General features: G+C 42.9%; 25 protein-coding genes. 4 read left to right on the forward strand and 21 right to left on the reverse strand.

Annotated elements, in window-relative coordinates; all coding sequences use genetic code 11:
• Positions 1–22: 22 nt before the first annotated feature.
• Together L3V23_RS02200 and L3V23_RS02205 are read right to left on the reverse strand one after the other, a co-directional pair.
• Complete coding sequence (locus tag L3V23_RS02200) at positions 23–964, reverse strand: chemotaxis protein CheV (protein WP_042483549.1); 942 nt, start codon at positions 962–964, stop codon at positions 23–25.
• Between the two features lie 86 nt (positions 965–1,050).
• Positions 1,051–2,268 (reverse strand): ROK family protein, encoded by a 1,218-nt coding sequence (locus L3V23_RS02205; protein ID WP_042483552.1) that lies wholly within the window; start codon positions 2,266–2,268, stop codon positions 1,051–1,053.
• A 335-nt stretch (positions 2,269–2,603) separates the two neighbouring features.
• On the opposite strand from L3V23_RS02205, the gene pyk reads away from it, so the two are divergent.
• Positions 2,604–4,049: a pyruvate kinase gene (gene pyk, locus L3V23_RS02210; RefSeq protein WP_237291900.1), complete on the forward strand. Its 1,446-nt coding sequence runs from the start codon at positions 2,604–2,606 to the stop codon at positions 4,047–4,049.
• Between the two features lie 49 nt (positions 4,050–4,098).
• Here pyk and L3V23_RS02215 read toward each other — a convergent pair whose 3' ends face one another.
• Together L3V23_RS02215 and L3V23_RS02220 are read right to left on the reverse strand one after the other, a co-directional pair.
• Positions 4,099–5,289 (reverse strand): DUF6363 domain-containing protein, encoded by a 1,191-nt coding sequence (locus L3V23_RS02215; RefSeq protein ID WP_102966708.1) that lies wholly within the window; start codon positions 5,287–5,289, stop codon positions 4,099–4,101.
• An 18-nt stretch (positions 5,290–5,307) separates the two neighbouring features.
• Entirely contained in the window at positions 5,308–5,397 is a 90-nt protein-coding gene (locus L3V23_RS02220; RefSeq protein WP_042483562.1) for a YnhF family membrane protein, read from the reverse strand.
• A gap of 681 nt (positions 5,398–6,078) precedes the next feature.
• On the opposite strand from L3V23_RS02220, the gene L3V23_RS02225 reads away from it, so the two are divergent.
• Positions 6,079–7,539: a sodium-dependent transporter gene (locus tag L3V23_RS02225; RefSeq protein ID WP_102963151.1), complete on the forward strand. Its 1,461-nt coding sequence runs from the start codon at positions 6,079–6,081 to the stop codon at positions 7,537–7,539.
• Positions 7,539–7,631: a MetS family NSS transporter small subunit gene (locus L3V23_RS02230; protein WP_146029080.1), complete on the forward strand. Its 93-nt coding sequence runs from the start codon at positions 7,539–7,541 to the stop codon at positions 7,629–7,631. The genes L3V23_RS02225 and L3V23_RS02230 overlap by 1 nt, the downstream gene beginning before the upstream one ends.
• 72 nt (positions 7,632–7,703) lie before the next feature.
• Here the strand turns inward: L3V23_RS02230 and L3V23_RS02235 are convergent, their stop codons facing one another.
• The 16 genes from L3V23_RS02235 to yceD form a co-directional block, all read right to left on the reverse strand.
• Entirely contained in the window at positions 7,704–8,420 is a 717-nt protein-coding gene (locus L3V23_RS02235) for an SDR family NAD(P)-dependent oxidoreductase (protein ID WP_102966707.1), read from the reverse strand.
• A 139-nt stretch (positions 8,421–8,559) separates the two neighbouring features.
• Positions 8,560–8,964, reverse strand: a complete 405-nt coding sequence (locus L3V23_RS02240) for a hypothetical protein (RefSeq protein WP_102966706.1) — start codon at positions 8,962–8,964, stop codon at positions 8,560–8,562.
• Between the two features lie 164 nt (positions 8,965–9,128).
• On the reverse strand, positions 9,129–10,559 hold the full coding sequence (gene ptsG / locus L3V23_RS02245; protein ID WP_102963148.1) for a PTS glucose transporter subunit IIBC: 1,431 nt from the start codon (positions 10,557–10,559) through the stop codon (positions 9,129–9,131).
• Between the two features lie 444 nt (positions 10,560–11,003).
• Positions 11,004–11,771 carry a YchF/TatD family DNA exonuclease gene (locus L3V23_RS02250; RefSeq protein ID WP_102966705.1) on the reverse strand — a complete coding sequence of 256 codons (768 nt, stop codon included), beginning with the start codon at positions 11,769–11,771 and terminating at the stop codon, positions 11,004–11,006.
• Positions 11,762–12,727: a DNA polymerase III subunit delta' gene (holB, locus tag L3V23_RS02255; RefSeq protein ID WP_102966704.1), complete on the reverse strand. Its 966-nt coding sequence runs from the start codon at positions 12,725–12,727 to the stop codon at positions 11,762–11,764. The genes L3V23_RS02250 and holB overlap by 10 nt, the downstream gene beginning before the upstream one ends.
• Positions 12,728–12,735: 8 nt before the next feature.
• Entirely contained in the window at positions 12,736–13,365 is a 630-nt protein-coding gene (gene tmk / locus L3V23_RS02260; RefSeq protein ID WP_102966703.1) for a dTMP kinase, read from the reverse strand.
• Complete coding sequence (gene mltG / locus L3V23_RS02265; RefSeq protein WP_102966702.1) at positions 13,365–14,378, reverse strand: endolytic transglycosylase MltG; 1,014 nt, start codon at positions 14,376–14,378, stop codon at positions 13,365–13,367. The genes tmk and mltG overlap by 1 nt, the downstream gene beginning before the upstream one ends.
• Positions 14,375–15,178 (reverse strand): aminodeoxychorismate lyase, encoded by an 804-nt coding sequence (gene pabC / locus L3V23_RS02270; RefSeq protein ID WP_102966701.1) that lies wholly within the window; start codon positions 15,176–15,178, stop codon positions 14,375–14,377. Before pabC ends, mltG begins: the two co-directional genes overlap by 4 nt.
• Positions 15,179–15,257: 79 nt before the next feature.
• Positions 15,258–16,502 carry a beta-ketoacyl-ACP synthase II gene (fabF, locus tag L3V23_RS02275; protein WP_042484139.1) on the reverse strand — a complete coding sequence of 415 codons (1,245 nt, stop codon included), beginning with the start codon at positions 16,500–16,502 and terminating at the stop codon, positions 15,258–15,260.
• Between the two features lie 91 nt (positions 16,503–16,593).
• Positions 16,594–16,827 carry an acyl carrier protein gene (gene acpP, locus L3V23_RS02280; protein ID WP_014204679.1) on the reverse strand — a complete coding sequence of 78 codons (234 nt, stop codon included), beginning with the start codon at positions 16,825–16,827 and terminating at the stop codon, positions 16,594–16,596.
• A gap of 232 nt (positions 16,828–17,059) precedes the next feature.
• Positions 17,060–17,794 carry a 3-oxoacyl-ACP reductase FabG gene (gene fabG / locus L3V23_RS02285; RefSeq protein ID WP_042484141.1) on the reverse strand — a complete coding sequence of 245 codons (735 nt, stop codon included), beginning with the start codon at positions 17,792–17,794 and terminating at the stop codon, positions 17,060–17,062.
• 27 nt (positions 17,795–17,821) lie between these two features.
• Positions 17,822–18,745: an ACP S-malonyltransferase gene (gene fabD, locus L3V23_RS02290; RefSeq protein ID WP_102966700.1), complete on the reverse strand. Its 924-nt coding sequence runs from the start codon at positions 18,743–18,745 to the stop codon at positions 17,822–17,824.
• A gap of 101 nt (positions 18,746–18,846) precedes the next feature.
• Complete coding sequence (locus L3V23_RS02295; protein ID WP_042483594.1) at positions 18,847–19,797, reverse strand: beta-ketoacyl-ACP synthase III; 951 nt, start codon at positions 19,795–19,797, stop codon at positions 18,847–18,849.
• A 5-nt stretch (positions 19,798–19,802) separates the two neighbouring features.
• Entirely contained in the window at positions 19,803–20,828 is a 1,026-nt protein-coding gene (gene plsX / locus L3V23_RS02300; RefSeq protein WP_042483596.1) for a phosphate acyltransferase PlsX, read from the reverse strand.
• Positions 20,829–20,837: 9 nt separating this feature from the next.
• On the reverse strand, positions 20,838–21,008 hold the full coding sequence (gene rpmF, locus L3V23_RS02305) for a 50S ribosomal protein L32 (protein WP_000290732.1): 171 nt from the start codon (positions 21,006–21,008) through the stop codon (positions 20,838–20,840).
• 33 nt (positions 21,009–21,041) lie between these two features.
• Positions 21,042–21,566 (reverse strand): 23S rRNA accumulation protein YceD, encoded by a 525-nt coding sequence (yceD, locus tag L3V23_RS02310; RefSeq protein WP_102952821.1) that lies wholly within the window; start codon positions 21,564–21,566, stop codon positions 21,042–21,044.
• A gap of 146 nt (positions 21,567–21,712) precedes the next feature.
• Between yceD and L3V23_RS02315 the strand changes: the two genes are divergently transcribed.
• Complete coding sequence (locus L3V23_RS02315) at positions 21,713–22,294, forward strand: nucleoside triphosphate pyrophosphatase (RefSeq protein ID WP_102966699.1); 582 nt, start codon at positions 21,713–21,715, stop codon at positions 22,292–22,294.
• Between the two features lie 55 nt (positions 22,295–22,349).
• Here L3V23_RS02315 and rluC read toward each other — a convergent pair whose 3' ends face one another.
• Entirely contained in the window at positions 22,350–23,300 is a 951-nt protein-coding gene (gene rluC, locus L3V23_RS02320; RefSeq protein WP_102966698.1) for a 23S rRNA pseudouridine(955/2504/2580) synthase RluC, read from the reverse strand.
• Positions 23,301–23,726 lie beyond the last annotated feature (426 nt).

Genomic DNA, 23,726 nt, shown 5'->3' on the forward strand with positions numbered 1-23,726 from the left:
AATATTCAGCGCTTTTTTACTCTTATAAAACTTCTCGAAGTCGTTCTTGAGCTACTTGCACTAACAAGTCGGGCTGGAACTTAGAAATAAATCGATTACAACCGACTTTCTGAACCATCGCTTCGTTAAAGCTACCACTCAATGACGTGTTCAAAGTAATAAACAGGTCTTTCATACGAGGATCATTACGAACTTCATGAGTTAAGCGATAGCCGTCCATTTCTGGCATTTCAGCATCAGTAATCATCATCAGAAGTTCATCATTAATGTTTTTACCGGCATCACACAAAGATTTGAGGAAATTCAAAGCTTCCAAACCATCTCGGCATTCAATGATGTTAAGACCAAGCTGTGACAAGGTATCTTTAATCTGGTTTCGTGCGGTTGAAGAATCATCCACGATTAAAACATTGCGACCTACCATTTCACCCAAAATATTGTGGTCAAGCAGTTCTTCAGAGATAGAAACATCGTACTCGATGATCTCTGCAAGCACTTTCTCAACATCAATAATTTCAACGATATTGGTTTGATTTTGCTCTTTAATTTGAGTAATGGCAGTCAAGTAGTTTGAACGCCCTGCTGATTTTGGCGGCGGCTCAATTTCTGTCCATGCAGTGTTAACAATGTTGCGGACTTGGCCAACGAGAAAACCCTGAGTAGTACGGTTGTATTCCGTAATAATGAGGTTTTGCTCTGGCTTTTCTAATCGAGATGGAGGGAAACCAATCGCTTGGCGCAAGTCGATAATCGGTACTGGCACACCGCGAAGTGTTGCAACACCAGTAATATTGCGATGTGAGCCTGGCATTTTAGTTAGATGAGGGACTTTAATCACTTCTCTAACTTTAAATACGTTAATAGCAAACAGTTGACGGCTGTTTAAGCTAAAAAGCAATAACTCAAGTCGGTTTTCGCCAACCAAGTTAGTACGTTGATCGACTGAATTTAAAACACCTGACATAGAAAATTCCGCAAACTATTAAAACCCAATAACAGTATAGCTACAAAGGATAAATGTAAATGATAGTACTCAAGGTAATGTGATAATTATCCTTCTACCACCTTCATCAGCAACAAACCATCATACAATGCTTGCTTAACAAGCGCTGCGCCAGGCATCGTCGCCTGTTTGTAAAAACGAGACTCCACCAGCTTCAAATCTTTATGGTAAACAGGAAGGCTTTGTTGTTCGATACAATGCTGAATTGCCGGATACAACACACTTTTTGCTTGATTGATAACGCCACCAATAAGAATTTTTTCTGGATTAAATAGGTTGATTACGATAGCAATCGCCGCACCTAAATAAGCACCAAGCTGCTCAATCACTTCAACCGCAAGAGGATCCCCTTCTGCAGCCGCAGAACAAATATCTTCTATCGTGATTTCTGCAATTTCACTTAAGCTTGAAGCTTCACCATTGGCAATACGTTCTGCGACTTGTTCTCGAATCGCTTGAGAACTGGCAACCGTTTCAAGACAGCCAATATTCCCACAGTGGCAACGCTTACCATTGCGGTCAATTTGGATATGCCCTAATTCACCAATATTGCCGTTACGACCTTGCAGTACTCGACCATCAAGAATGATACCAGCGCCTAAACCATGGTGTATTGAAATCAGAATTGAATTATCAACGTCTTGCGAATGACCAAATAACTTTTCCGCCAAAGCCCAAGCGCGGGTGTCGTTAGCAATAAATACAGGCAGCCCAGTTGCTTTATAGATTTCAGGGCCTAACGCTAGATTATTCACGTTGTAGTGAGGCATCTGTAAAACGATGCCTTTCTCCGAGTTAACTAAACCCGGTAAAGTGATAGCAATGCTCGTGACACGATCGAGTTGGTCAGCATAAGTTTGGAAAAACTCTTCAACTTCAAATAAAAGACGTTGAAGCACATCGTCTTGATCGATTTCATGAATCTCAATTTTAGTATCGATCAGAACTTCGCCACCAAGCTCATGAAGGGCTATGGTTAAATATCCGCGTCCCAGACGCATAGAAAGGAACTGCCAGCCTTCATTGTTGGTCTGTAAACCTACAGCAGGACGACCACGGCTGATAGCTTCTTGAACCGTTGTTTCATGAATTAGGTGCGCATCAATAAGCTCGCGAGTAATTTTAGTAATACTTGCAGGCGCGAGTTCGCTCTCTTTCGATAAATCGATACGAGATATCGGACCTTTTTGGTCAATCAATTTATACACACGACCAGCATTGACCTGCTTAATGTGGTCAATATGGCCAGGTTGAGCCATGTACATAGTACGCTCCAAAAAACAACAACCTGCCAATTTTTTTACTTTGCGAACTAATTGTGAAGGGCTTTGGTAAATACCCGTGACCAGCATCACGTATATACTCGGAACTTTGTGTATTCAGTCAAATTGTCGGGTTTGGGTAGGCTCGATATCTGTGTTTGAAAAACTTATTTTCAGAGCAAAATTATTTTAATTGCATTGAGCATTACGGCCAAATTCCTACAAAAATCTCAGACTTACGTAACAATTTTATAACCTTAATCTCAAGTACTATGGGTGTTGTTTATACTTATAAAATCCTCGATACCTTATCTGCCCGATCACGGTAGGAGATCACCATGAGTTTAGGTCAAAGACGTACCAAAATTGTCACCACACTCGGCCCATCCACAGATAAAGAAAACGTACTAGAGCAAATCATAAAATCAGGGGCAAACGTAGTACGAATGAATTTTTCGCACGGTTCTGCGGAAGACCACAAGCTAAGAGCCCAAAAAGTTCGCGAAATCGCAGCAAAACTCGGAAAAAATGTCGCGATTTTGGGTGATTTACAAGGCCCCAAAATCCGCGTATCCACATTTAAAGATGGACCGATTCTCCTGACTGAAGGTGACCGATATATCCTTGATGCCGAACTGGCGCCCGGAATGGGCGATCAGGACTCAGTCGGTATTGACTACAAAGCCTTGCCAAACGATGTCAAAAGAGACGACATCCTTCTGCTCGATGACGGAAGAGTACAGCTACAAGTATTGTCCGTTGAAAACAATAAAATTTTTACTTCCGTCCTGATTGGTGGTCCTTTATCGAATAACAAAGGCATCAACAAAAAAGGAGGAGGCCTTTCAGCAGACGCACTGACCGAGAAAGACAAACGCGATATCCTTCTTGCTGCTGAAATCAAAGTGGATTACCTCGCCGTTTCATTCCCTCGCAACGGGGCAGATATGAATTATGCTCGCCGTCTTGCTCGAGATGCTGGCTTAGAAGCGGGGTTAGTAGCGAAAGTGGAGCGTGCAGAAACCGTCTCATGCGATGAAAATATTGACGATATCATCATGGCATCTGACGTGATCATGGTGGCTCGTGGCGATCTCGGTGTCGAAATTGGCGACCCAGAACTCGTGGGTGTGCAGAAAAAACTGATCCATCGCGCGAAAGCTCTCAACCGAGTGGTGATTACCGCCACGCAAATGATGGAGTCTATGATCACAAATCCAATGCCAACCCGTGCCGAAGTCATGGACGTGGCGAATGCCGTACTTGATGGCACCGATGCCGTAATGCTGTCAGGAGAAACGGCGGCGGGGAAATATCCTGTTGAAACGGTCAAAGCGATGGCTGAAGTCTGTATTGGTGCAGAGAAAACCATTGAGTCGAATCAACAGAACTATCGTATTGATCGTTCCTTTGCCACTTCAGAAGAAACCATCGCCATGTCTACCATTTATGCAGCTAACCATTTGGAAGGTGTACAGGCGATGGTCACTTTGACGGAGTCGGGACGGACAGCACTAATGACGTCTCGTTTAAATTCCGTCTTTCCTATCTTTGCCATGTCACGCAATGAGCGTGCGCTTAATCGCTGTGCACTATACAGAGGAGTTACTCCATTCTATTTCGACAGTAAGCATGAAGAAGGATTTATTGCGGCACAATCTGCTTTGAAATCTCTCAAAGATAAAAAGCTGCTCGAGTTTGGCGACTTGGTTATCATCACTCAAGGCGATGTGATGGAGGTTGAAGGTTCAACCAACTGTATGCGTATCCTGCCAGTCTTCTAACTGGTATATCCCATAAAGCAATAACTCACTCTACTTGTTCTAGAGTGAGTTATTCGCCGATTTCCAGAGAATTAAAATCTGCACGAATAATGCGTTCCGCTTTTATCTCCCTAGCCTGCAAAAACAAATTGATAAAGCGGTTTCCGGCTTCGACACCTAACTCATAATCGTGTAATAGGTCTTCTTTATCACTCATCAAAGAGGAGGATTTCAGAGGACTGCTTGGCGCAATTTGCACTATAAATACATCATCAGGTGGTGAATTCAGAAACTCTCTAGTTAGGGAGTAAGTCTGGTAATGTACCATCAACATATCCGCCAGCCCTGAATCAAATTTATCTCCAAGCAAATGACTCAATCGATAAATATCGTCCGCACCAAATAACCAACGACCGCCGTTGAGTACTTGTAGGTGTTTATGCTCATTTTTCAACTCTTTGGAGCGCGCAATTTGCTGCTGAAAAAAACGGTTCCAGTCTTGTTTCCATTGGCCTAATCGGTTCTGCCACTGATTTTGAATACTGTTAAAAGAATCTCTGAACCATTTAATTTCTTCTTGCCGAGCTCTTTCATCCTGCATGATTAGCCCTGATTCAGAATCAATTTCTTCCGTTCTGATCACCGTAATAAAACGAGCTTCTCGACGCCACGCCTCCTGAACAGGGATGGAAGCGGAGACTCCGCCATCAATGTAAAACTGATTGTTTAACTCGACTTGTTTGGGATATAAGCGAGGAATCGCGCATGTCGCTCTCATAATATCCTTCCAATTGCCTCCCAGCATCGGAAAGTATTCATCACTCAGGGTCAATGAGGATGTAACAGCCGCCATTGCTTTGCGTGAACCTAATGCCCTACGTCCCATGTCTATATCCATATGAAATGGGAAGTCACAAATTTTTTCCAACGCCCAGTCAAGATCCATATATTGTTTTCTACGGATGTAACCAAAAAGGTGGAAAAACTCGGGTGTAGTGGTGAGTTCTGTAATGAAAGCTTTGCCTAAGCCATGCTGACGGCAGAGAAAAGCGCTGAGATTCAGAGCACCAGCGGAGGTACCATAAAATTCATCGAATGGGTCGAAGTTGGCGAGATTAAAGGCGTCTAATACACCGGCAGTAAATATACCTCTCTGACCGCCACCTTGAGCAACCAGAGCGTTTTTACCGCCGATGAATTTGGATAGTCGAATCACATCGACTTTGTTATCTAAATTAGAAACAGTTCCACTATTAGGCATAAGTAGAACCCTTATCAGTTAGTGTGTTATTGCGATCAATCCAAAACCGACAAGTACCGTAAAGATAACGGCAGTAGCAATTACTGCAAACTTTAGATCATGTTCCATACAGACCTCCTTTTACTTAACAAATTAATAACATCGGTAAAGGAAGCCATCAAGAATTGTCGATTTTTCACCTACAATTATGCAATTGCCCTCACAATAACTCAATCACCATATCCCTTATTAGGCTAATCTGGAGAACAAAAAAACTAACCTCAACGACTCTTTGATTAACAATGTCTGCATTTCCTCTCCTTATTTTAGATAAAGAGCGAAAGGTGGAGGGATTCACTGTCGATTGTATATTTTTCAGTCATACACTCTACTGTTTTTAATAGTGATATCAATTACAAATAAACGAAATAAACATCACTTGAGCCAGTGATAAGTAACTCAGCAATATTTTAAACCACATATTAGCCAATACATCACACAATAAAACTATCTAAACACAAAAAACTAACATTTATGATCTATTGCTATTAACAGAACAAATCTGTAGTCTCGGTACCACGCGTAGCTGATTATTTCAGATTTCGCAAACACACATCAGATAATAAAGAACAAAACTCTGAGTTTTCTTAAGGCAAACAAAATTTAATACTAACTTTTCACCGAATCATGGACGATAGATAAAATATTGAGCAATTCTATAGAATGCTAAAAAATATCGACAGTAGCTATGTTCGCCAGTGATAGCCATAAAGAAGCTTCAGACCTCAGAGTGTCGTAAAGGAGTAAAACATGAAGCGAGAACAATGGGGATCCCGAGTTGGGTTTATCCTAGCTGCAGTGGGCTCTGCAATCGGTCTTGGAAACATTTGGCGTTTCCCTTATATGGCTTATGAAAACGGCGGCGGCGCATTTTTCATTCCTTATATCTTCGCACTACTTACTGCGGGCATCCCATTCATGATCCTTGAGTTCAGTATGGGTCAAAAAAACCGTGGGTCAGCACCTTCTACGCTAGCAAAGATCAATTCTAAATTTGAATGGCTAGGCTGGTTCCAAGTAGGTATTGCTGCGCTTATCGCAGTTTACTATGTGGCAGTTATTGGTTGGGCTATCTCTTACTTTGGTCTGTCATTCACTCAAGGTTGGGGTACAGATACTAACGCATTCTTCTTTAGTGAATACTTGGCGCTAGGCGACAACTCACCAACCAACCTTGGTGACATCCAATGGAATATCGCATTCGCTATGCTCATCGCTTGGGCAATCACCTATGCGGCTATTGTAGGTGGTGTAAAAGCGGGTATTGAACGAGCTTCTAAGATCATGATGCCAATTTTGTTCATCATGGTATTGGGTCTGATTGCACGTATGATTTTCCTTCCTGGTGCGCTTGATGGTGTGAACTATATGTTCGAACCAGATTTCAGCAAAATTTGGGATGTGAAAGTTTGGGCGGCAGCTTATGGTCAGATCTTCTTTACGCTAAGTATCGGCTTTGCAATCATGCTTGCTTACTCAAGCTACCTACCAGAGAAATCAGACATCACAAACAATGCGTTTATGACGGTATTGATCAACTGTGGTTTCTCGATTCTTGCAGGTATTATGATTTTCTCTGTACTGGGCTACATGGCTCAAGAGCAAGGTAAACCTCTAACAGAAGTTGTTTCTGCAGGTGTAGGTCTGGCATTCGTAACACTGCCAGCGGCAATTAACCTTTTACCAATTCCATACATCTTAGGTCCACTATTCTTCCTAGCATTGGTTGTTGCAGGTCTAAGCTCGCACATCTCTATCATGGAAGCTGTTACTTCAGCAGTGATCGATAAGCTAAACTGGAGCCGTAAAAAAGCTGCAAACATCGTTATTGGTTCAGGCGTAGTGATCTCTATGGCATTTGCGACTAACGGTGGCCTACTGTTACTTGACCTAGTTGACCACTTCGCAAACAACGTAGGTATCATGGCAAGCTGTTTCGTGGAAATCGCACTAATGACTTGGTTGCTAAAAGTCTCTGACGTACGTAAATACGTAAACAGTATTTCTGATTTCAGCGTAGGCATTTGGTTTGACATCTGTTTACGCTTTATCACTCCAGTGATGCTAGCGGTTATCATTTCAACAAAACTGATTGCACTGTTCACTGAAGGCTACGGTGGTTACGACCTAACTCTAGGTTGGGCAATTATTGGTGTTCTACTTGTATTTGGTGTCCTTGTTAACCTAACCAGCCGTAAGGAGGCAAACTAATGACGACTAGCGCAATTATTATGATGATCATTGGTCTTGGTATCACTTGGGGTGGTGCTGCTATCTGTATCAAGAAAGCGATGGACAAATAACTCATCCAGTTAAAGAAAAACCGGCATAACGCCGGTTTTTTTATTTGATACGGATAGAAGAATCTCCTACCTCTAGCAATAATTTTTCTCAACTATAGGTCGAATGACTAATTCATCTACGCTAGAAATGCCGTTCTGACTCGCCATAAACAAAATCGCATCCACCACCTGTTCTGGATCTAAATACTCAGGGCGATCAGCGGCTCGGAAAGGGGTATCTACCCCACCGGGATAAATAGCGCATACTTTCACACCATGTTCCCTAACTTCTTTTCGGAAAACCTTTGTTAGGGCCTCTATACCAGCTTTTGAGGCTGTATAAGCACCGATCCCTTCATTGGAAAATCCACACACCGTTGACAGAACGTTGATGACAATGCCCTGCCCCCTAGGCTTCATCGAAGCATTGTAGACTTCCTTCATAAAAACGAATGGAGAGATCATATTCAGTTGAACTAACCCCATGAGGTCATCTACAGATAAGTCTGCGACAGCACTTCTCGATGTATTCGCACCAGCACAATTAACCAATACATCAATGCCACCCAGTTTCTCACTGGCATCAGCAACGAAGTGATTGATCAACCCGAAATTTGTCGCGTCAAAGGCTTGCGAGAACATTTGGCTATGACAAGATGTGACTTCAGAAACTAATTCATTGAGTTTACTTTCCGAACGCCCACAAAAAGCCACATTGGCGCCTAGCTCTAACAATCGCTTTGTCAGCAAACGTCCAATACCGGATGTCGCTCCTGTGACAATAAAATTCTTATTTCTAACATCCAGCATCAGGTATCCACGCTTTTGTTCAAATAGGTTTAAATTCAGCCATGACAAGCACGGCTGATACGATTTACCTATATGATACGTTTAACTACCTAAAAGCGAAAAGGCGAGCAATCACATAACGAACTAAATAGTTTTAAGATTAGAAATGATACGTCAGGCCTAATGCCGCTCCGATTTGCAGTTCAGGGCCGCCATAAAAATTGACTTCAGGGTGTACCTGACCATAAAGGTTAAAACGGTTATTGAACTGCCAATTAATACCTAACGGTAGGCGAGCACCAAAATCATCTTCCCACTCAGCCCACGCACCGCCTCCGACATACCAGTCAAAAGGTACATTTGGGCTGTTGAAGCCTCCCTGAGCAAAAATGTAATCAAACGCTGCGCCATCATTACCTAGAATGAAACGATATTGATCGTCGATTTCAAAAACAACACTGAGCTGCTGGTCAACTGCCATGCCGACTTCAAAGCCTTTGTTCTGCAGTGCATGAACAGCGAATGAAGTGCCAAGTAGTAAGGCGACAATCCCTAATTTCTTCATATGTAATTCCAAATACCATTGCTATACAAAAGTATAGACGGTACCCAAGCGGCCATTGGAATGTGTCATTGTCAGGTAAGGGAATATCAGAAATTTGTAGGAATTCGCGCACAAAAAAAGGAGACCGAAGTCTCCTTTTCTATAGGGGAAGAAATGTCTGAGGATTAACCGTGGTTACGGATCCACTCATCCATATCTGTTTTAAGGTTGTCAGACTTAGTACCGAAGATAGCTTGAACGCCACCAGATACTACAACTACGCCTGCTGCACCAAGTTTTTTCAGTTTGTCTTGATCAACAATTTCAGTATCAGCAACTGATACACGTAGACGAGTGATACATGCGTCTAAGTTAGTGATGTTCTCTTTACCGCCGAATGCAGCAACAAGTTCACCAGCCATTTCAGTACCAGTAGTCGCTGTTGCAGCTTCTGACTCGTCTTCACGGCCTGGAGTTTTAATGTCCATAGCGCGAATAACGAAAGTGAACACTACGTAGTAAAGAACTGCGTAAGCGATACCTAGGCCAACAAGCAGTAACATGTTTTCAGCACGTGGAGATTGAACCACGAAGTCGATGAAACCGTTAGAGAATGTGTGACCGTGAACAACACCTAGAGAGTTCGTTAGCATGTATGCAACGCCAGCTAGTACTGCGTGAATTACGTATAGTACTGGAGCGATGAATAGGAACGAGAACTCGATTGGTTCAGTAATACCAGTTAGGAATGAAGTCAGAGCTGCAGAAGCCATGATACCCATTACTTTTGCACGGTTTTCAGGTTTAGCACTGTGCGCAATTGCAATAGCAGCAGCTGGAAGACCGAACATCTTGAATAGGTAACCACCTGCTAGCTGACCGAAACCGTTACCCGCTGCGCGAGAAGCGTCATCAGCAGTAAGGAAACAAGTCATGATACCGTGAGCAACTTGACCAGCAGCGTTTGTACAAGTACCTGCTTCGTAGAAGAATGGTACGTTCCAAATGTGGTGTAGACCGAATGGAATTAGAGAACGCTCAACAATACCGTAGATACCGAATGCAGTAACAGGGTTTTGGTTTGCAGCCCAATCAGAGAAAGATGCAATCACGCTACCAATTGGTGGCCAAATGATAGAAAGAATCACACCAAGACCAATTGATAGGAAACCAGTGATGATTGGCACTGCGCGTTTACCAGCGAAGAAGCCTAGGTACTCTGGAAGTTGAATTTTGTAGAAACGGTTGAATGCCCAAGCAGCAACACCACCCGCTAAAATACCACCTAAAACACCAGTTTCGATGTGGCCAACACCCATTGCATCGCCCATTACGTTTAGCGTAGCAATCATGATGCCGTAACCAACGATAGCAGATAGACCTGAAACGCCATCGTTGTTAGTGAAACCTAGAGATACACCAACTGCGAAAAGAAGTGCCATTTGGCCGAAAACTGAACCGCCAGCTTGTTCCATTAGGTGTGATACAACTTCTGGTATCCAGCTAAAGTTCGCCGCACCCACACCAAGCAAAATACCTGCAACTGGTAGCACTGATACTGGTAGCATCAGAGACTTACCAACTTTTTGCAGGTTAGCAAAAGCGTTTTTAAACATGTTTATGCTCCTGATTAAGTTATTAGAATTTTAGGGTTCTAACGGCACACCCCCGTAGCCTAAATGTTAGCACCCAATGAAAATGTAACCACAAAATGTATTATATTTTCCGCCTCTAAATATATATTGATGCTCCTCATGGATTCTACTTAGTTACGAAATTAAGTTTCAAAGTATTAGACAGATCACAATCAGATCTGACCTCTGAAAACCATTACACAGAACGTATCTAATTGTTTTTAATGAATTTAAAAGTTAAAACCAATAATTTCACTGCGTAAATAAAATTGGGCATCATGTTATTTTATGTAACAAAATTACATTGGCTTGTTTTTTCCTCTCAAAATCAACAGATTTAGTAAACAACGGGGTTATTTTTATAATCATCTGAAATTTTCAATAAAAAAAGGAGCAGATGCTCCTTTTTAAAGCAAATGTTGATTTCTATCGCAAAAAAAGATTTTGGTAATTTTGGGTTGTTTTTTCAGCGATTTCAGAAAGCGAGCACCCTTTTAACTGAGCAATGTAGGCTGCAACCTCAACAACATAGGCTGGCTGATTCTCTTTTCCACGGTGTGGAACAGGTGCAAGATATGGTGAATCCGTTTCAATCAGCAAGCGTTCTATCGGCAGTGCTTTCACGACTTCCTTCAGTTCTGTTGCTTGTCTGAAAGTAACAATCCCTGAGATAGAAATGTAAAAACCTAAATCCATAGCCGCTTCAGCAAAAGCGAGATCTTCAGTAAAACAGTGGATCACGCCACCACAACGCTCTGCTCCACCTTGTTTTAGCATCTCTAAGGTGTCTTTTCGCGCATTGCGAGTATGAATAATCAGCGGCTTATTAAGTGCAACCGCGGTTTCGATTTGCTGGGAAAAACGTAATTTCTGCAACTCTGCTGTTTCTGGCTGGTAATGATAATCCAAACCAGTTTCACCTATCGCCACCACCTTAGGGTGTTTCGCATATTCGTGAAACTTATCTAATGCGAACTCACTTTCCACATCCAATGGATGAACACCACAAGAGGCATGGACATTTTCGAATGGCGTGATCATTTCAATCATGTCAGGGAAAGAATCAAGCGTAACTCCAACCGACAAAAGCTGTTTTACATTCGCTTGAGCGGCTTTGTTCACGACATCCGATATATCAGTATGCAAATCTTGATAATTCAGTTTATCCAGATGGCAGTGGGAATCTACAAACATGTTTCCTCGTTAAATTTAAATATCCAATCCATAATTAAAAGCTCGCTATTTAGACCAGTAAAATGACGTAGCTTTTCAATTAAAGTGGCAAGTTCTGAACTTTGCTTTTCTAAAACAACATAGCTCAATACTGACGATAAAGTATGACAACCGGGAGTAAAGTTTGGTTGCACAACAGCAAAATGAGCTTTTTGAGCATCAGTAAGTAAGTACCAAAGCCAAGTTAAGCGCACAACTGGTGACTCATTCAGTTTGCTCGCACACTTGAGGGCAGCTTCAGTATTGCCTTGCACCGCAGCAATCAGACTCTCTTCAATAGACTTGTATGTATCTAAATCACCGGACTGAATAAAAGCTTTAGTCTGTACTGGAGCATCACCATTAATATGAGCAACATAAGACGGAACTTGCTCACCCAATTCATTCTGTAGCCATTGAGTGACAACTGAAGATTGCGGGTCAGGAATCGTAACTTGCTGACATCGACTCACAATAGTAGGCAGCAAGGCACTGGCTTTGGAAGCGATGAGAACAAACACGCACTTCTCTGGCGGTTCTTCGAGTGTTTTCAATAATGCGTTAGCAGCAGACTCGTTCATTGCCTCCGCAGGTTCAATCACAAACAGGCGATAGCCTGAGAGCTGAGAGGACTCCTGAGCAATACGATTACACTGGCGTATCTGGTCTACTGTAATCGCCTTCCCTTCCTTCTCCGGCTTTACGACATGGTAATCAGGGTGATTACCCGACTGCATTAAATCGCAGCCATGACAAAAACCACAAGGTTCACTGTTGGAAGTGCTACACATCAATGAACGAGCAAACTGCTCGGCCAACTGAAACGTTTCTAAACCGGGAGAAGATGACAGCAAGGTAGCCGAAGCGAAGCTGTTATTGTCTAGCTGATGTTTCCAGTTGTCCCAACTGCTTTGTAACCAAGAATGGAGTTCTCGCATATTGCTCCCTAGACGCTCTTCAACCATTGTTGTAGCGCAGACTTAATGTCCTGTGCCACTTTGTCTATGGTTTGCTCTGCGTTCACGACAATAACCGAATCGTCTGAACCAGCTATTTCAAGGTACCGTTCTCTTGTGCGCTCAAAAAAACTGATATCCATTTTCTCGATACGATCAAGCTCACCACGTCCGCGAGCGCGCTCAAGACCGACTTTAGGATCAATATCAAGATAAAGAGTTAAATCAGGCTTAAAGTCACCTAGAGTCGTTTGTTTCAAACTTTGCATGGTTTGACGAGAGATTTGACGACCGCCCCCCTGATACGCCTGAGAAGACATATCATGGCGATCTCCAACAACCCAACTTCCTTTCTCTAGAGCTGGCTTTATCACGTTCTCAACCAGCTGAACGCGAGCGGCATACATCAAAAGCAGTTCAGTCATGTCCTGCAGAACTTCACCTTCGTGTTCTTGCTTAACCAATTCACGCATTTTCTCTGCCAGTACAGTGCCACCAGGCTCTCGAGTACGTGTAATTTGGTCGACACCAAACTCATGTAAGGTTTCTACAATCGCTTGAATAGCGGTACTTTTACCAGCCCCTTCTAGGCCTTCTACTACGATAAATTTTGAGTTCATTATTGGTTACGAATCTGTTTTAGATAGGCGCGTACTGCGCGGTTATGCTCTGCGAGTGTCTTAGAAAAAACATGACCACCATTACCACTAGCAACAAAGTACAAATAACTGCTTTGGTCTGGATTTAGAGCTGCATTGATTGAAGCAGGGCCAGCCATTGCAATAGGCGTCGGTGGTAGGCCAGAAATCACATAGGTGTTATAGGGTGTAGGTGCTTTCAAATCTTTCTTGCGAATATTCCCGTCATAATTTTCACCCATACCATAAATCACAGTAGGGTCAGTTTGAAGCCGCATGCGCTTGTTAAGTCGATTAACAAATACCGATGAGATCTGTGTTCTCTCATCTTCGACTGCGGTTTCTTTTTCAATGATTGAGGCCAAAATCAGCGCTTCGTATGACGATTTCAGGGGTAAACCAGTTTGTCGTTTGTCCCACTCAGTAGTCAGAATGTCATTCAGCTTTACATGCGCCCGTTTCAGAATATCTAAGTCACTTGCTCCATGAGTAAAGTGGTAAGTTTCTGCAAGAAACAAGCCTTCCAGTTTGTCGCGTTCAATCCCCAATTTTTGAGCAATCTCTTTTTCTGATACACCATCTAATGTGTGTTTCAGGTAAGGATTGTTTGTAAGGATATCTCTCCATTCAGAGAAACGGCTACCTTCAACGAAGGTGATAGCAAACTGATGTTCTTTACCTGAAATCACTAGATTCAACGCTTGGTTTAACGTCATATCAGGTGTGAGCTGGAAAGTTCCCGCTTTTAGGCCAGCAAGCTCAGGGTGCAAGCGATGGATTAGAGAAGTAAAAGGCGTTGTCTCGATCCAGTTCTTCTCTACTAGCATTGACATCGCGCGATTTAAACTGGTGCCACTTTGAATAGTGACGATTTGCGGCTCTTCTATTTTTAAAGGTTGGGAAAGATAGCTGTTTACTTCACTTTGTACATAAAAATAAGTGCCAGCTACACACAGAAAAAGAACGACCAATAGAAAAGATAACTTTTTAATCACGAATTAAATTTCTCCTGAATTCTTAGCGTCTGTTGTCCAATAGAGTACTTACGCTCCGATATTTGGACCACAGGTGCGATCTCTAACAGTGAGTTAGAGATAAATACTTCTTCGGCATTATCAAGATGATCGAGTTCGAAATCACCTTTCACCACTTTCAAATTAAGTTGCTGGGCGTATTCTAATATAATTCTGCGGGCCACACCTGAAACACCTGCATTTTTTAACGAAGGCGTATACAAAGTAGCACCTTTTACCCAAAAAATATTGGCGGCGGTGGTCTCTACAATATGCCCATGAATATCAAGACATAAACCATCGAGATAGCCAGCCAAATCCATTTCGCTTTTGAGTAGAACCTGCTCGAGTCGGTTGTTGTGTTTGTGTCCTGCAAGCATAGGGTTTAAGCCCATGCGCTTCGAACAAATACCAAGCTGCAAACCTTCGGCTTGCCATTGTGCATAGTGAGAGGGAAAAGAAAAGTTGCTAATCGTAACGTTAGGTTGCATGGTTTGAGCAGGGCTGTAACCTCGCCCACCAGTACCTCGGGTGATATGCAATTTAAGGCCAGATTTCTCATCAGAAAGAAGAGCTTGTTCCAACCATTGTTCGACTTGCTGCCAATCTGGAAACGGAATGTCTAAGACTTTCAAGCACGCTTCCATACGGTCTAGATGATATTGCCAATGTTGAATTCTGCCTTGCTTGACCAACATAGTTGTAAAGCATCCATCACCGTATTGAAATGAGCGATCACTGACTGAAACTAGATCACTCTGCTCACCATTTATCCAAAACATATTTCCGCTCCCTGAAAATAAAGAAACGGCCTAATGCTAAGCATCAAGCCGTTTCAAAACAAGTACAGTTCAATGAACTTTATACGCGTTTAAAGATCAATGATCCGTTTGTGCCACCAAAACCAAACGAGTTACACATTGCGTATTCCATACCTTCCACTTTACGTGCAGTGTTTGGAACAAGATCAACGTCTAAACCTTCTTCTTGGTTTTCAAGGTTAATTGTTGGTGGAACCATTTGATCAACTAGCGACATAACTGTGATGATAGCTTCAACAGAACCCGCTGCACCTAATAGGTGGCCAGTCATTGACTTAGTAGAAGAGATAAGAACTTGTTTCGAACCTTCTTCGCCTAAAGCACGTTTGATGCCTTTCACTTCAGCCACGTCACCAGCAGGAGTCGATGTACCGTGAGCATTCACATAACCGATTTGAACACCAGTTAGGCCAGCATCACGCATTGCCGCTTCCATCGCTAGCGCGCCACCAGAACCGTCTTCGCTTGGTGAAGTCATGTGATAAGCATCACCGGACATACCGAAGCCAACGATTTCTGCATAAATTTTAGCGCCACGAGCCTTAGCATGTTCGTACTCTTCAAGCACCATGATGCCCGCACCGTCGCCTAGTACAAAACCGTCACGGTCTTTGTCCCAAGGGCGAGAAGCTTTTTGTGGTTCATCGTTACGAGTCGACAACGCTTTTGCGGCACCGAAACCAGCCATACCTAGCGGCGTTGATGCTTTTTCTGCACCACCAGCAACCATAGCTTCAGCATCACCGTATGCAATCATACGAGCTGCATGACCAATGTTGTGCAAGCCAGTCGTACATGCTGTTGAAATAGCAATGTTAGGGCCACGTAGACCACGCATAATAGATAAGTTACCAGCAATCATGTTTACGATGGTTGATGGTACAAAGAATGGGCTAACTTTACGTGGGCCTTTATCTAAAAGTGAACGATGGCCACTTTCAATAAGCTCTAGACCACCGATACCTGAACCAATAGCAACACCAACACGTGGAGCATTTTCTTCAGTGATCGATAAACCAGAATCGTCTAATGCTTGAATACCCGCAGCAATACCATATTGGATAAACAAATCCATCTTGCGGGCTTCTTTTTTAGACATGTAATCTTCGCAATTAAAGTCTTTAACTAGACCTGCGAAACGAGTTGAAAAATTGGTTGTATCAAAGTGATCAATATTAACAATACCACTTTGACCAGCTAGCAGGGCTTTCCAAGAAGATTCTACTGTGTTGCCCACTGGTGACAACATACCCATGCCAGTGACAACGACACGACGCTTGGACACGATCATATTCTCCGGGAATTGAAAAATTCTATGAGAGGTAAAGATGATTGAGAAAAACTCAGGCGGTCAGATGACCGCCTGGGAAGAGACATTACTGAGCGCTGTTTACGTAGTCGATCGCAGCTTGAACAGTAGTGATTTTCTCTGCTTCTTCATCAGGAATCTCAGTGTCAAATTCTTCTTCTAGAGCCATAACTAGTTCTACAGTGTCTAGAGAATCCGCACCTAGATCTTCAACGAATGAAGCTTCGTTTTTAACTTCTGCTTCGTCTACACCTAGCTGTTCAACAATGATTTTCTTTACGCGTTCTTCGATGTTGCTCATTTTTTCTTTTCCTTTACAGATTTCGCCTAATGCGATGATTCCGTAGTTTATTCTAACTAGGGAAAGTTGCAAGGGGGTCCTTGCTGGTCAAACCACAAAATTGGCGATTTTAACCGAAATTCACACCATTTTTGACATATATCATGCACAAATGTTGCGCATTTTTATATCAATTAATGTACAAAGTTGCTCACAATTAAAACTCTGTTTCCAACTTAGCACAAAAATGGCATTAAACCATATACATGCCGCCATTTACGTGCAAAGTTTCGCCCGTAATATAAGCGCCTTCTGGTGAAGCCAAAAATGCAACTGCAGAAGCAATTTCACGTGGATCACCTAAACGACCAGCTGGTACTTGTGCAAGTGTAGCAGCACGTTGCTCATCATTCAGTGCTTTGGTCATATCTGTTTCGATAAAACCTGGAGCAACGGTGTTTACTGTCACACCACGAGAAGCAACTTCACGCGCCATTGATTTAGTAAAACCAATCACGCCTGCTTTTGCTGCTGCATAGTTTGCTTGTCCAGCGTTACCCATAGTACCAACTACAGAACCTACGTTGATGATACGGCCATTACGCTTTTTCATCATGCCACGTAGTACAGCTTTCGACATACGGAAGATAGAAGTCAGGTTAGTATCTAAGATATCTGACCATTCATCGTCTTTCATACGCATCAACAAGTTATCACGAGTGATACCTGCGTTGTTCACTAGAATATCGATTGCACCAAACTCATCGTTGATTGCTTTCAATACTGTCTCAATAGATTCTGCATCTGTAACGTTAAGAGCTAAACCCTTACCGTTATCGCCAAGATAAGCGCTGATTGCTTGCGCGCCACTCTCGCTAGTTGCAGTACCAATTACTGTGGCACCACGTTCTACAAATAGTTCAGCGATAGCTTTACCAATACCACGGCTTGCACCAGTAACTAGTGCAACTTTGCCTTCTAAACTCATGAATTGACTCATGTTTGGTTCCTATATTTACTTAGCTGCTTCTAGTGAAGCAATATCGTTCACTGCTGCTGCGTCTAAGGTTTTTACAATACGTTTAGTTAGGCCAGTCAGAACTTTACCTGGACCCATTTCTAGTAATTTCTCAACGCCCTGTTCACTCATTTTCTCTACGCCTTCAGTCCAGCGTACTGGGCTGTATAGCTGACGAACAAGTGCATCTTTAATTTTCGCAGGATCTGTTTCAGCAACAACATCCACATTATTAATTACTGGGATTTGAGGTGCATTGAATTCGATTTCCGCTAATGCTGCAGCTAGACGTTCAGCCGCTGGCTTCATTAATGCGCAATGTGAAGGAACCGAAACAGGTAGAGGCAACGCACGTTTAGCACCAGCTTCTTTACACAGTACACCAGCGCGTTCAACTGCGTCTTTTTGACCAGCAATCACCACTTGGCCTGGCGAGTTGAAGTTTACTGGAGAAACCACTTCACCCTGAGCCGCATCTTCACAAGCTTTAGCAATCGCTTCATCATCAAGACCGATGATCGCATACATTGCACCTGTACCAGCAGGAACGGCATCTTGCATCGCTTTACCACGAAGCTCAACTAAGCTGATCGCTTGCTTGAAGTCGATAACACCTGCACAGACTAATGCTGAATACTCACCCAAGCTGTGACCTGCAAGAACCGATGGCTGTTCCAAGCCAAGTTCTTGCCACACTCGCCAAATTGCAACAGACGCTGCAAGTAATGCAGGCTGTGTACGGAAAGTTTGGTTTAGATCTTCAACAGGGCCGTTTTGAACCAACGCCCACAGATCATATCCCAACGCATCAGATGCTTCTGCAAAAGTTTGGTTAACTACATCATACTGCTGTGCAAGCTCTGCAAGCATACCGATAGCTTGAGAACCTTGACCTGGAAATACGATAGCAAACTTGCTCATTGCTGTTTCCTCAAAAATGATTAAGGCGTTATTTCAACGCCTTAAAGACTAATAGTAACGATTAATTATTACAAAAACCGATTGGCTAAAATCTAACGTTGTTAAAATTTAACCAAAGCTGAGCCCCAGGTGAAACCGCCACCAAAAGCTTCTAATAATAAGTTTTGACCACGTTTGATACGACCGTCACGAACCGCTTCATCAAGCGCTGTTGGAACAGTAGCCGCCGAAGTATTACCGTGTTTATCCAAGGTTAATACTACTTGGTCTAGAGACATAGAGAGTTTTTTCGCTGTCGCAGAAATAATGCGATAGTTCGCTTGATGCGGAACCAGCCAATCCAACTCAGACTTATGCATGTTATTTGCTTCTAACGTATCTTTAACCAGCTTAGACAACTGAGTCACCGCAACTTTAAAGACTTCGTTACCAGCCATGTACAGCCATTTGTCAGCATCACCACCACGCTCAGCGACTGGTAAACTCAATAATTCACCAAATTCACCATCTGAGTAGATGTGGGTTGAAAGAATACCCGGCTCTTTACTTGCACCCAGCACAACCGCGCCTGCTGCATCGCCAAATAAAATAATGGTTGAGCGATCCGTTGGGTCACAGCTTTTTGACAATGCGTCTGCACCAATAACCAGTGCATTTTTACACATGCCTGTTTTAATGTGCTGATCTGCAACCGAAAGCGCGTAAATAAAGCCAGAACACGCCGCTGCTAAGTCAAATGCTGGACAGCCTTTAATGCCTAATTTCCCTTGAACCTGACAAGCAGATGAAGGGAACGTATGGCTGCTGCTTGTGGTCGCGACGATAATGAGATCAATGTCGTGTTTATCAATGCCCGCCATTTCGATCGCATTTTGCGCTGCATAAAACGCCATATCTGCAACTGTTTCATCTTCAGCTGCAATACGACGCTCGCGAATACCGGTACGAGTGACAATCCACTCATCACTTGTATCTACCATTTTCTCTAAATCAGCGTTAGTACGCACCTGAGATGGCAGGTAGCTGCCAGTACCTAAAATTTTGCTATACATGAAGACTAATAATGCCTCTCGAGTAAAACCGCTTCCAAACGATCGCTTATACGGCTGGGTACTTGTCGTTTAACTTCATGCACCGCCTCTGATATCGCATTCACGACAGCGGATACATCAGCACTTCCATGACTTTTTATTACAATGCCGCGCAATCCTAGCAAACTTGCGCCGTTATACTGGTCGGGGTTCAGTGTTTTTAACTCAGTAAATAGTTCAGAAAACAGCTTTTTCGCAATCCAACCTTTTATAGATGAGCCTAAAAACTTATTTTTTAGCCTATCGATAAAAAGTTGTGCCGTTCCTTCACACGCCTTTAAACAAACATTGCCAACGAAACCATCGCATACGACAACATCTGCTGCATCAATTAATAATTGGTTCCCTTCAATGTAGCCGATAAAATTCACAGCGTGTGTTTGACTCAGCATTTCTGCACAACGTTTAACTAAATCATTACCTTTAATCTCTTCCGCACCGATATTCAAAATCGCTACACGAGCAGGTCGACCTAAATGTTGCTCAGCTAATGCTGCACCCATCACTGCAAATTGAAATAAAGAGTCTGCATCACTAGAAACATTTGCGCCTAAATCCAGCATCCATGTTTTACCACCTGACGCGGTGGGCAACGCTGAAACCAAAGCGGGACGATCAATACCTGGCAATAGTTTAAGCCTAAAACGGGATAACGCCATCAATGCACCGGTATTGCCGGCACTGACACACGCATCAGCTTGACCGTCAGCGACAAGATCAATAGCCATACCCATAGAGGTACCAACACTGTGACGCAATGCCAAAGAGGGTTTTTCTGAATTCGAGATGACGCGGTCACTATTTACGACACTCAAGCGAGCGTTCGGTTCGCAACCTAATAAAGAAAGTTGTTGGGCGATCTCAGTTTGATCACCGATGAGAGTCACTTTTAGCTCTGGGAAATGCGACAGTGCCTGCACGGCGGCAGGCACTGTTACGCGAGGACCGAAATCCCCGCCCATTGCATCAAGTGCAACGGTTAAATTTTGCAAAGGTCAACCTTACTTGTTGATAACCTTTTTACCACGGTAGTAACCTTCAGCAGTTACGTTGTGGCGTAGGTGAGTTTCACCTGAAGTCGCGTCTACAGATAGTGCAGCTGCAGTTAGCGCATCGTGTGAACGACGCATACCACGACGTGAACGTGTTTTACGGTTTTGTTGTACGGCCATTGACCCTACTCCTATGTTAATGGTCTCAAAGAATTACTTCTTCAAACTTTTTAAAACATCGAATGGATTCGGTTTATCTTCCAAAATCTCTTCTGGAATCTCACCAAACACCATATTGTCTGATTTAACGCTGCAATCCGCATCTTCATGCATTGCTACTTGAGGCAAACTTAAGATGAACTCGTCTTCAACTAGCTGAATCAGGTTTACTTCACCGTACTCATTAAGATCTACCAAATCGTAATCGTCGGGAATTTCTTCATCACTCTTTTTCCCCGTAATCGGAGAATAAGTGAATTCAATTTCGCACTCGTGTGCGAAAACCTCATTACAGCGCTGACACTCTAAATCAACTTCGATGTTAGCTTTACCAGAGATAACTACGAGTTGTTGTTCATCAAGCCCAAATGACAATGAGACTTGTGCGTCGCGTTTTACGCTAGCGACTGATTCCTCTAAGCGCTTCAAAAGACTCATTTGGATGATGCCATCGTAATCAAGTCGTTTTTGAGCCGCTTTGCCCGGATCAACCGTTCGCGGTATCTTTACCTTTTGCATAGGGCGCGAATATTATCTTCCAAAACAGATTTAGTCAAAGAAAAAGGTTAAAAATACAATTTTTTCCCTTTTCACGGAGAGAATTATGGTCAACAGCATTGAATGCTATATGCTGCACATAAACTTAACGATAATTGTAAAGTAAAATGCAAAATTACCAACTAGTTTTAGCTTCCACTTCACCTTTTCGTCAGCAGTTGCTGAAAAAGCTCGATATCCCTTTCATTACCGCACAGCCCAATTGCGATGAAACACCCCACACAAACGAATCGCCTGAAGCTTTAGTACAAAGACTAGCAGAACAAAAAGCACGCTCTTGTGTCGTTAAAACGCCAAGTTTAGTCGTTGGCTCTGATCAAGTTTGCGTCATTGACGGACAAATTGTTGGTAAGCCACATACCAAGCAAAAAGCGGTTGAGCAGTTGATGAGTCAAAGTGGTAAAGCGATTACCTTTTACACAGGGTTAGCGCTATATAACTCAGAGACGCAAAAAAGTCAGGTTACGCTAGATACGTTCACAGTGCATTTTCGCCAACTCAAGCAACAGATGGTCGAACGTTATGTCGAAAAAGAAATGCCTTTAAACTGCGCAGGCAGTTTTAAAAGTGAAGGGTTAGGAATTACCCTATTCGACAAACTCGAAGGTGACGACCCAAATACATTAGTCGGTCTTCCACTTATTAAGCTTATCCAGTTGCTTGAAAACGAAAGTTTTGCGGTTCTATAAATTTCATCGAACTATCAAACAAATTGAAAAAGGCTTGTTTATCACAAGCCCTTTTTTACTTGGATGAGCGCATTTGAGCGAGCGCATGCTCTAGTTTACTATCCAGAGGGGCGTTAATTTCCATTTGCTCTTCGGTCGCTGGATGAACAAATCGAATGTTTGCAGCGTGTAAGAACAAACGGTCAATACCGAATTGGGCAGTATAGGCATCAAAACGGCGATCACCATATCGGTCATCCCACGCAATTGGGTGTCCCATATACTGAGTATGAACACGTATCTGGTGAGTTCGCCCTGTAATTGGACTCGCTTGAATCAACGTCGCTTGGTCAAACTTTTCAAGGATCTTAAAACGCGTTTCTGACAGCTTACCGTTCGAATTGACACGAACAATGCTATTCACTTCGTTCTTTAGCAGCGGCGCGTTAACGACCTTCCATTTGTTCTCCCACTCCCCCATCACCAGAGCAAAATAGTACTTCTGTACTGTTTTCTCGCGAAACTGAGCTTGTAGATGACGCAATGCCGAGCGCTTTTTTGCAACCAGTAAAATACCCGATGTGTCGCGGTCAATACGATGTACCAGTTCCAGAAAGCGAGCTTGTGGACGTAACGCACGTAAAGCTTCAATCGCACCAAACTTTAGGCCACTACCTCCATGCACCGCTGTTCCTGACGGTTTGTTCAAGATCAGTACATGGTCATCTTCATGGATAATGCAATGTTCAAGTTCCGCAACTTTGTTCAGCTTGGTACTTGGCGCAGTTGCTTCTTCTGCCTTCGCTTCAATCGTTACGGGTGGAACACGAACCACGTCTCCAGCTTCCAATTTATATTCAGCCTTCACTCGCTTTTTGTTTACGCGCACTTCACCCTTTCGCAAGATTCGATAAACCATGCTTTTAGGAATTGATTTTAATTGGTTACGCAAAAAATTATCGATGCGTTGACCAGCCATATCTTCATCTATATCGATGAACTGGACTTGGGTTCTGATTTCGTTCATGGCAACTATTCTAACTGAATCTACGTGAATTCACATTTTCTTCGTGATTAAAAATCGCTTTTCGGATGCTTTTTTTTAATAACTCGTTGAAATAAACATCACATTGCTCATTGCGCCCGAAAATTGGGCGGTTTGTTATTGATAAAATGCAAACTTCTCTTTCATTTTGCTCAGATTTGACACTGACTAGGAAACACTTTTGGACATGGCTTGAAATTTTTAAGCGCTTTCTAATAAAGCACATTGCTGTGACTAGCAGTCACTGCTATAGTTCACACCTGCAATAATTGAACTGGTATGTTTCTATTTTTACCGTTTTATTAAAGCAATAAACGAGTAGTAAACCTATAACTTGGTGCTGCATTGGCGTAAGACATTTCAGGTTAAGGTTTCTTGTTGCTCTACTCTTCGCCTTTCATGATGAGT

Origin of the sequence: Vibrio sp. A1-b2 (assembly GCF_021726015.1) — a bacterium.
Taxonomy (GTDB): domain Bacteria; phylum Pseudomonadota; class Gammaproteobacteria; order Enterobacterales; family Vibrionaceae; genus Vibrio; species Vibrio diazotrophicus.